The sequence below is a fragment of the Achromobacter veterisilvae genome (assembly GCF_900496975.1).
GTDB classification, from domain to species: domain Bacteria; phylum Pseudomonadota; class Gammaproteobacteria; order Burkholderiales; family Burkholderiaceae_B; genus Achromobacter; species Achromobacter veterisilvae.
In genome coordinates, this window is record NZ_UFQC01000080.1 from 1 (window position 1) to 8,342 (window position 8,342).

Annotated in this window: 7 protein-coding genes; 6 read left to right on the forward strand and 1 reads right to left on the reverse strand. The window is 68.0% G+C overall.

Annotated elements, in window-relative coordinates; translation table 11 throughout:
• The 3 genes from AVE30378_RS32165 to AVE30378_RS32175 form a co-directional block, all read left to right on the forward strand.
• On the forward strand, nucleotides 1-1,013 hold a 1,013-nt coding region (locus tag AVE30378_RS32165; RefSeq protein WP_279636220.1), incomplete at its 5' end, for a phosphate acyltransferase.
• Complete coding sequence (locus AVE30378_RS32170) at nucleotides 994-2,223, forward strand: patatin-like phospholipase family protein (RefSeq protein ID WP_244235204.1); 1,230 nt, start codon at nucleotides 994-996, stop codon at nucleotides 2,221-2,223. The genes AVE30378_RS32165 and AVE30378_RS32170, both read left to right, overlap by 20 nt.
• Nucleotides 2,220-2,687 (forward strand): barstar family protein, encoded by a 468-nt coding sequence (locus AVE30378_RS32175; RefSeq protein ID WP_129247216.1) that lies wholly within the window; start codon nucleotides 2,220-2,222, stop codon nucleotides 2,685-2,687. The genes AVE30378_RS32170 and AVE30378_RS32175 overlap by 4 nt, the downstream gene beginning before the upstream one ends.
• Before the next feature lie 5 nt (nucleotides 2,688-2,692).
• Here the strand turns inward: AVE30378_RS32175 and AVE30378_RS32180 are convergent, their stop codons facing one another.
• The gene (locus tag AVE30378_RS32180) at nucleotides 2,693-3,424 is read right to left on the reverse strand and encodes a 16S rRNA (uracil(1498)-N(3))-methyltransferase (RefSeq protein WP_129247218.1); all 732 of its coding nucleotides are present in this window, start codon (nucleotides 3,422-3,424) and stop codon (nucleotides 2,693-2,695) included.
• A 194-nt stretch (nucleotides 3,425-3,618) separates the two neighbouring features.
• Here AVE30378_RS32180 and tkt point away from each other — a divergent pair, with 194 nt between their 5' ends.
• From tkt to AVE30378_RS32195, 3 genes are all read left to right on the forward strand, one after another.
• Nucleotides 3,619-5,655 (forward strand): transketolase, encoded by a 2,037-nt coding sequence (gene tkt, locus AVE30378_RS32185; protein ID WP_129247220.1) that lies wholly within the window; start codon nucleotides 3,619-3,621, stop codon nucleotides 5,653-5,655.
• 14 nt (nucleotides 5,656-5,669) lie between these two features.
• A complete protein-coding gene (gene gap / locus AVE30378_RS32190) occupies nucleotides 5,670-6,680 on the forward strand; it encodes a type I glyceraldehyde-3-phosphate dehydrogenase (protein ID WP_129247222.1) in 1,011 nt (336 codons plus the stop codon).
• A 95-nt stretch (nucleotides 6,681-6,775) separates the two neighbouring features.
• Entirely contained in the window at nucleotides 6,776-7,969 is a 1,194-nt protein-coding gene (locus tag AVE30378_RS32195; RefSeq protein ID WP_129247225.1) for a phosphoglycerate kinase, read from the forward strand.
• Nucleotides 7,970-8,342 lie beyond the last annotated feature (373 nt).

Below are 8,342 nucleotides of genomic sequence, written 5' to 3' on the forward strand. Positions count from 1 at the left end.
CGGGCGCGTTCATGAAGCCGCTGTTCTCGGCGGCCAAGCGCCTGGTGCGCGAAGGCGGCAAGTCGCGCATCGTGTTCGCGGAAGGCGAGGACGAACGCGTGCTGCGCGCCGTGCAGGTGGTGGTGGACGAAGGCCTGGCCCGCCCCATCCTGGTAGGCCGCCCGTCCGTGTTGCTGGCCCGCATCGAGAAGCTCGGCCTGCGCCTGCGCCTGGGCGAGGACGTCGAGGTCACCAACCCGGAATACGACGAGCGCTTCCACCAGTACTGGACCACGTACTGGGAGCTGATGTGCCGCCGCGGCATCACCAAGGAAATGGCGCGCGTGGAAATGCGCCGCCGCATGACCTTGATCGGCGCCATGATGGTGCGCCTGGGCGACGCCGACGGCATGGTCTGCGGTTCGGTGGGCGCCTACCACGACCACCTGCGCTTCGTGGACGAGGTCATCGGCCGCCGTCCCGGGCACAATGTGTACGCGGCGATGAACATCCTGTTGCTCAACGAGCGCACGGTGGTGCTGGTCGACACGCACGTCAACGACGAGCCCTCGGCCGAGCAGATCGCCGAATTCACCATCGCCGCCGCCAACGAGATGCGCCGCATGTACCTGGCGCCCAAGATCGCGCTGCTGTCGCGGTCGAACTTCGGTTCGGGCAGTTCGGCGTCGGGGGCGAAGATGCGCCGCGCGCTGGAGCTGGTGCGAGAGATCGCGCCGGATCTGGAGATCGACGGCGAGATGCACGGCGACTGCGCGCTGGACGAGGCGCTGCGCATGCGCATCCTGCCGTCGTCGTCGCTCAAGGGCGTGGCCAACCTGCTGGTGTGCCCGAACGTGGACTCCGGCAACATCGCCTACAACCTGCTGAAGACGGCCGCGGGCGGCAACGTGGCGGTGGGTCCGTTCCTGCTGGGCGCGAACGCGCCGGTGCACATCCTGACGTCCAGCTCCACCGTGCGCCGCATCGTCAACATGACCGCGATGACGGTCGTCGATGTCAATACCCCGCGTTGAAGTCAGGCCTCCCGGCCCGGCGTGCCCGCGCACGCCGACCGGCCTGGTCCTGACCGGAGGCGGCGCCCGCGCCGCCTATCAGGTGGGCGTGCTCAGCGCCATCATGGAATTGCTGGATCCGGACTGGCATTCCCGTTTCCGGAATCCCTTCCACATCATCTGCGGCACGTCGGCCGGCGCCATCAACGCCGCGGCGCTGGCGTGCCGGGCCGACCGGCCGCACCTGGGCGTGCGGCGCATCCGGCGCCTGTGGTCCTCGCTGAATACCGACATGATCTACCGGGCCGACGCGCCCGGCCTGATCCGCACCGGGGTCCGCTGGCTGGGCCTGCTGTCGCTGGGATGGATGTATTCGGGCCTGACGCGCAAGCGGCCCACGTCCCTGCTGGACAACAGCCCCATGCAGGCCCTGCTGAGCCGGGTGCTGGATTTCCAGCACCTGCGGTCCAACCTGGAGAGCGGGGCCTTGTCGGCGCTGGCGATCACGGCCTCGGGCTACACCAGCGGCGAACACCTGACTTTCTACCAGGCGCACACGCCCATCGAGCCCTGGCACCGCTACCTGCGCCTGGCGATCCCCACCCCGATCGGCATCGACCACCTGATGGCGTCGTCGGCCATCCCCTTCGTCTTTCCGGCCCGGCAGGTGCAGGTGCACGGCAAGGGCGAATGGTGCGGCGACGGCTCGATGCGCCAGTTGGCGCCGATCAGCCCGGCCATCCACCTGGGGGCGCATCGCGTGCTGGTGATCGGCACCGGCTTCCGGGACGACACGCACCCGGAGAACCGCGAGGACTCGCCGCCGTATCCGTCCCTGGCGCAGGTGGGCGGGCACGCGCTGGCCAGCATCTTCCTGGACGGCCTGTCGGTCGACGTCGAGCGCCTGCAGCGGATGAATGCCCTGATGGAGCTGGCCGGCGAGGACGGCTCCAAGGGCGCCGCGCGCCGGATCGAGGTCCTGACGATCACGCCCAGCCAGTCGCTGGACCTGATGGCGCTGGAGCACTTGCAGGACATGCCGGCCCAGGCCCGTGCCCTTTTTCGCGTACTCGGTGTATCGTCCGATCCAGGCCGTCCGGGAGGCGGGTCGCTGATGTCCTACCTCCTGTTCGAATCCAGCTACACCAAGCGATTGATTGAACTGGGTTATGCCGATACGATGCAGCGTAACGACGAAGTGATCGCCTTTTTCAAGGAGGCTCAGGCATGACGCGCAATGGCCAATCTACTTTGCAGCGGCAGCTCCTGCGCGGCGGTGCGCTGGCCCATGAAGGGCTGGACAAGAAGGCCGTGGTGGACGCCGCTCATGAGCTCGGCCTGGCCTTGTTCGTCGCCAATTGCGATCCCGCCCGCAGCCGTTCGGCGGTGTTGCGCGCCATCGTCAAGGCGGTGGACTTCCCCGAGTACTTCGGCGGCAATCTCGACGCGCTGTACGACTGCCTGTGCGACACGGTGCTGGACCACAAGACCGGCGTGGTGCTCTGGCTGTACAAGCTGCATTCGGGCGATCCGGCGCTCGAGGAAGACTCCGCCCTCATCGAAACCGTCTGCTCCGACGCCTCGGATTTTGCCCGCGAGAACGGCCGCGTCTTCGCCTACGTCATCGAACACGCCGGCAAGCATCCCGACCCCGAACCCGGGGTGGCGGCCGCGCCCTACGGCGAGGCCCACTGACCGGCCTACCAGCCCAGCAGCGCGCCGGCGGCCGATAGCAGCGCCAGCCCGGCCGTCTCGGTGCGCAGCACCCGGGGGCCGAAGCGCACGGCCTCGACGCCGGCTTCGCGGGCCTGCGCCAATTCCTTGTCCGACCATCCGCCTTCGGGGCCGACCAGCAGAGTCAGCGCCCGCAGGCCGGGCGCGGACCGCAGCCGGGCGGCAAGGTCGTCCGGCGCTTCCGGATGGCACATCAGGCGCAGGCCCTCGGCGGGCTGCGCGAGCCACTCGGCCAGCGTCCGGGGCGCGTCCACGGCCATCAGCCGGTTGCGCCCGCATTGCTCGCTCGCGGATTGGGCGATGCGCTGCCAATGCGCCACGCGCTTTTCCAGGCGCGGCCCCGACAACTGCAGCACGCTGCGTTGCGCCGCGATGGGGCAGACCCGCGCGGCGCCCAGTTCCACGGCTTTTTCCACCACCCAGTCCATCTTGTCCCCGGACGGCAGGCCCTGGACCAGGGTGACTCGTCCGGCCAGCTCTGCCTCGCGCGCGGAGAACTCGCCCAGCCGGGCAAAACCGGCCTTGCCTTCCACTTCGAGCACGGCGGGATACTCGCCGCCCTGGCCGTTGAACAGCGTGACGGGCTCGCCGTCGCGCAGGCGCAGCACCCGCAGCGCGTGATGCGCCAGGGCGTCCGGCAGGGCGGCGCGGGCGCCGGAGGCGAGGGGGATGTCGCAGAAGAAGCGGGGGGCGGACATGGTGTTGCGGACACGCAAAAATGGGATGGCAAGCGCGCGCGGCGGGCGCGCCGCGGGGGCTCCATTATGCCCGCCAGGCCCCGCTTATGGCCGATGGCGTGGGGGAAACCCCTGGATGCTAAAATCCCATGCTTCGCAACCTACTTAACTGGCCCTATTTTTTCTAGGCATGCCAGCTTCAAAGAGCCTTCCGAATGAGCAATCCGACCGCCCCTAAACTTGCCTTGGCGGATGCCATCCGCGCCCTCGCGATGGACGCCGTGCAACAAGCGAACTCCGGGCATCCGGGTGCTCCCATGGGCATGGCGGAAATCGCCCAGGCCCTGTGGGCCGGCAACCTGCGTCACAACCCCAAGGATCCCGCCTGGGCCAACCGCGACCGCTTCGTGCTGTCCAACGGCCACGGCTCGATGCTGATCTACGCCTTGCTGCACCTGACGGGCTACGATCTGCCGATCGAGGAACTGAAGAACTTCCGCCAACTGCATTCCAAGACGCCGGGCCACCCCGAAGTGGGCATCACCCCGGGCGTGGAAACGACCACCGGCCCCCTGGGCCAGGGCCTGGGCAACGCCGTGGGCATGGCGCTGGCCGAAGCGCTGCTGGCCGCTGAATTCAACAAGCCCGGCCATACCCTCGTCGACCACCACACCTACGCCTTCACCGGCGACGGCTGCCTGATGGAAGGCGTCTCGCACGAAGTGTGCTCGCTGGCCGGCACGCTGAAGCTGGGCAAGCTGGTCGTGCTGTACGACGACAACGGCATCTCCATCGACGGCCACGTCGAGCACTGGTTCGCCGACGATACCGCCAAGCGCTTTGAAGGCTACGGCTGGAACGTGATCCGCGGCGTGGACGGCCACGACGTGGCCGCGGTGGACGCCGCCATCAAGGCCGCGCGCTCGCAATCGGAAAAGCCCACGCTGATCGTCTGCCGCACCGTCATCGGCAAGGGTTCGCCCAACATGGCCGGCACGCACAACGTGCACGGCGCGCCGCTGGGCAAGGACGAGATCGCCGCCACCCGCGCCGCGCTGGGCTGGTCCTCGGAACCGTTCCAGATCCCGCAGGCCGTCTACGACGGCTGGGACGGCCGCCAGAAGGGCGCCTCGGCCCAGGCCGAATGGCAATCCGCCTTCGACGCCTACGCCGCCGAATTCCCCGCCGAGGCCGCCGAATTCACGCGCCGCATGAAGGGCGAGCTGCCCGCCGGCTACGCCGAGCAGTTCCAGGCGTTCCTGGACGCCACGCTGGAAAAGGCCGAGACCGTCGCCACCCGCAAGGCTTCGCAGTTCGCGATCGCGGCGCTGGCCGCGGCCCTGCCGGAAATGCTGGGCGGCTCGGCCGACCTGACCGGCTCCAACTTCACCGACTGGAAGGGCGTCGCCGCCGTCCGCGCGGGCGAACAGGGCATCCAGTTCGGCCGCCACATCAACTACGGCGTGCGCGAATTCGGCATGGCCGCCATCATGAACGGCGTGGCCCTGCACGGCGGCTACCTGCCGTTCGGCGGCACGTTCCTGACGTTCTCCGACTACTCGCGCAACGCCATCCGCATGGCCGCGCTGATGAAGCAGCGCGTGGTGCACGTGTTCACCCACGACTCGATCGGCCTGGGCGAAGACGGCCCGACCCACCAGTCCATCGAACACGCCTCCAGCCTGCGCCTGATCCCCAACCTGTCGTTGTGGCGTCCTTGCGATACGGCCGAAACCGCCGTGGCCTGGAACGCCGCCGTGACGCGCCCGGCCAGCATCGGCATGGCCGTGCACGACGGCGGCCCGACGGCCCTGTTGCTGTCGCGCCAGAACCTGCCGTTCGTGCAGCGCGACGCCGCCACCGTCGACGCCATCGCCCGCGGCGGCTATGTGCTGCGCGACGCCGAAGGCGCCCGCGCCGTCATCATCGCCACCGGCTCGGAAGTCGCCATCGCGCTGGACGCGCAGGCGCAGTTGGCCAAGGAAGGCGTCGCCGTGCGCGTGGTCTCCATGCCCAGCACCGACGTGTTCGACCGCCAGGACGCCGCCTGGAAGCAATCCGTGCTGCCCAAGGGCCTGCCGCGCGTGGCCGTCGAGGCCGGCGTGACCGCCTTCTGGCACAAGTACGTGGGTCTGGAAGGCGCCGTCGTCGGCATCGACCGCTACGGCGAATCCGCGCCGGCCGGCGCACTGTTCAAGTTCTTCGGGCTGACCGCCGACAAGGTGGCCGAGACCGTCCGCCAAGTTTTGTAAAAAGGAGCTTAGTCATGACCATTCGCGTCGCCATCAACGGTTACGGCCGCATCGGCCGCAACATCCTTCGTGCCCACTACGAAGGTGGCAAGAAGCACGACATCGAAATCGTCGCCATCAATGACCTGGGCGATCCCAAGACGAACGCGCACCTGACGCGCTACGACACCGCCCACGGCAAGTTCCCGGGCACCGTCGAAGTCGACGGCGACTTCATGGTCGTCAACGGCGACAAGATCCGCGTGCTGGCCAACCGCAACCCGGCCGAACTGCCCTGGGGCGACCTGAAGGTCGACGTGGTGTTGGAATGCACGGGCTTTTTCACGACCAAGGAAAAGGCCGGCGCGCACATCAAGGGCGGCGCCAAGAAGGTCATCATCTCGGCGCCCGGCGGCAAGGACGTCGACGCCACCATCGTGTACGGCGTGAACCACGGCGTGCTCAAGGCCACCGACACCGTCATCTCGAACGCGTCGTGCACCACCAACTGCCTGGCCCCGCTGGTCAAGCCGCTGAACGACAAGCTGGGCCTGGAAAACGGCCTGATGACCACCGTCCACGCCTACACCAACGACCAGGTCCTGACCGACGTCTACCACGAAGACCTGCGCCGCGCGCGTTCGGCCACCATGAGCATGATCCCCACGAAGACCGGCGCTGCCGCCGCGGTGGGCCTGGTGCTGCCGGAACTGAACGGCAAACTGGACGGCTACGCCATCCGCGTCCCGACCATCAACGTGTCGATCGTCGACCTGTCGTTCATCGCCAAGCGCGACACGACCGTCGAGGAAGTGAACGGCATCCTGAAGGCCGCCTCCGAAGGCGAACTCAAGGGCATCCTGGACTACAACACCGAACCCCTGGTCTCGGTGGACTACAACCACAACCCGGCCTCCAGCACCGTCGACGCGTCGCTGACCAAGGTTTCGGGCCGCCTGGTCAAGGTCTCGTCCTGGTACGACAACGAGTGGGGCTTCTCGAACCGCATGCTCGACACCACCGTCGCGCTGATGTCCGCCAAGTAAGCAACGCTGTCAGGCCAAAGGGGACGGATTTGTTTTCCGCTGTCGCGGAAAATGGGTTCGTCCCCTTTGTTCGCCAACCGTAGGAATCCATACTCATGCCCAAGGTCAATACCCTGTCCGCGCTGGCCAAGTCCGGCGCCCTGTCCGGCAAGCGCGTGTTCATCCGCGCCGATCTGAACGTGCCGTTCGACGACGCCGGCCGCATCAGCGAAGACACCCGCATCCGCGCCTCCGTGCCCGGGATCCGCCTGGCGCTGGACGCCGGCGCGGCCGTCATGGTCACGTCCCACCTGGGCCGTCCCAAGGAAGGCGTGCTGACCGACGCCGATTCGCTGGCCAAGGTCGGCCAGCGCCTGTCCGAACTGCTGGGCATGCCCGTGCAACTGGTGCGCGACTGGGTGGACGGCGTCCAGGTCGACCACGGCCAGGTCGTGCTGCTGGAAAACTGCCGCGTGAACGTGGGCGAAAAGAAGGACGACGAGGCGCTCGCCAAGAAGATGGCGGCGCTGTGCGACGTCTACGTCAACGACGCCTTCGGCACGGCGCACCGCGCCGAAGCCACCACCCACGGCATGGCGCGCTTCGCGCCCGTCGCCTGCGCGGGCCCGCTGCTGGCGGCCGAGCTGGAGGCCCTGGGCCGCGCGCTGCACGAACCCAAGCGCCCGCTGGTCGCCATCGTCGGCGGCTCCAAGGTGTCGACCAAGCTGTCCATCCTGCAATCGCTGGCCGACAAGGTCGACCAACTGGTCGTGGGCGGCGGTATCGCCAACACCTTCATGCTGGCCGCCGGCCTGTCCATCGGCAAGTCGCTGGCCGAACCCGACCAGGTCGACCAGGCGCGCGCCGTGATCGACATCATGAATCGGCGCGGCGCGGCCGTGCCGATTCCGGTGGACGTGGTGTGCGCCAAGTCCTTCGGCGCGGACGCCGAAGCGACGGTGAAGGCGGCGGCGGACGTGGCCGACGACGACATGATCCTCGACATCGGTCCGCGGACCGCGGCGCAACTGGCCGAGATCCTGAAGCAGGCGGGCACCATCGTCTGGAACGGCCCCGTGGGCGTGTTCGAGTTCGACCAGTTCGCCAACGGCACCGAAGTCGTGGCCCGCGCCATCGCGGAATCGGAAGGCTTCTCGATCGCCGGCGGCGGCGACACGCTGGCCGCCATCGCCAAGTACGGCATCGGCGACAAGGTCGGCTACATCTCGACCGGCGGCGGCGCATTCCTGGAATTCCTGGAAGGCAAGACCCTGCCCGCCGTGGCCGTGCTGGAAGCCCGCGCGAGCTAGGCAGGGTAGGGTGCTTCGCGGGTCCGCAGGTGTCTGACACCCCAAGGCAAGGCGCTTCAGGCTTGAAGCCACCCGGCTTGGGTGTCAGACACCCGTCGTGAGCCGCGGGTGTCTGACACCCGGCGGCATCCGGGTAATCCGCGCCGGCGTCTCGTACGGGTGTCAGACACCTTCCCTCAAGGCAGGGCGCTTCCGCGGGTGTCTGACACCCGGCGGCACCGGGGCAATCCGCGCCGGCGTCTCGTACGGGTGTCAGACACCTTGTATCTTGGTCCCCGTGGTGATTAGCTATCACTACAGCGGATTCGAGCAGCTTGTTCTGACACCCAAAGCTTGGACTTTGCTCGAAAGATTAAGCCTCGAATCCGCACCT